The sequence below is a fragment of the Blautia sp. HCP3S3_H10_2 genome (assembly GCF_052122375.1).
GTDB lineage: Bacteria > Bacillota > Clostridia > Lachnospirales > Lachnospiraceae > Blautia_A.
The window spans coordinates 1-902 of sequence record NZ_JBQKCL010000051.1 but is presented as its reverse complement, the minus strand read 5'-3'; the positions used below and the strand labels follow the sequence as shown (position 1 = coordinate 902).

At 41.1% G+C, this 902-nt stretch carries 2 protein-coding genes; both read left to right on the top strand.

Annotated elements, in window-relative coordinates:
- Positions 1 to 50: 50 nt before the first annotated feature.
- Complete coding sequence (locus ACTQWB_RS18710) at positions 51 to 251, top strand: hypothetical protein (protein ID WP_441502924.1); 201 nt, start codon at positions 51 to 53, stop codon at positions 249 to 251.
- On the top strand, positions 248 to 622 hold the full coding sequence (tnpB, locus tag ACTQWB_RS18705; protein ID WP_441502923.1) for an IS66 family insertion sequence element accessory protein TnpB: 375 nt from the start codon (positions 248 to 250) through the stop codon (positions 620 to 622). The genes ACTQWB_RS18710 and tnpB overlap by 4 nt, the downstream gene beginning before the upstream one ends.
- Positions 623 to 902: the final 280 nt, after the last annotated feature.

Here is a 902-nt window from a genome sequence, read left to right as displayed (position 1 = left end):
CTATTCTTCCTGATATACTGTAAAACATCAATATCAAGGGAGGCGCACTTATGGCAAGACCAAATTCAGAAACAGTTACTACATTTGGCGAAGTACTTCATTCTGCTAACATTACTTATTCCCAGGGAAACAGAGCAGCTAATGCCGATAACCGGCTTATGATCTATTTCCAGGGGATGAAAGTTTATGTTCCCGACGGTTTCCACGCTGATACACTTTTGAAACTTCTTCAGACATTGAAAAAGTTATGATGAAGCGTATTGCAGAAGGGGCCACCCGCATATTTCTTGCCTGTGGTTACACTGATTTCCGTAAACAGATCCCGGGACTGGTTGCTTCTGTTACTCTTAGTTTTAAACTGGATCCATATAATGGAGACTTTGTTTTTATCTTTTGCAACAGAAAAAGAGATTCCATAAAAGTTTTACGCTATGACCAAAACGGATTTCTCCTCGCAACCAAAAAACTTCTGGATGACATGAAATTCCAGTGGCCCAGAACCCCGGATGAAGTAAAAGAGATCTCTTTTCAGCAGGTAGAATGGCTCCTTCAGGGGTTGGAAATTGAACAGAAAAAAGCACATCACCAGGTAAAGATAACCGGTGAAAACAGTTGTTTCTGACAGTCGTGATAATGCCCTGGAAAGTGCCAAAAAAGCCTTTAAAACCGGCATTTTGCAGAGTATGAAATAACGTGAAACGGTAGAAAAAAGCCTCAAAAAATGGTATAATTTTCCTATCATAAACACGAGGAAAAAAGCATGACTGAGCACGAGGAATTACTGATGCTGAGAGCTCTTGCAGCGAAGCAGGCTCTGGAGCTGGAAGCAAGCAAAAAGATCATACAAGAGCGTGATGAGAAGATCCGCAGACAGAATATTCAGATTGACAACATGATCCAGG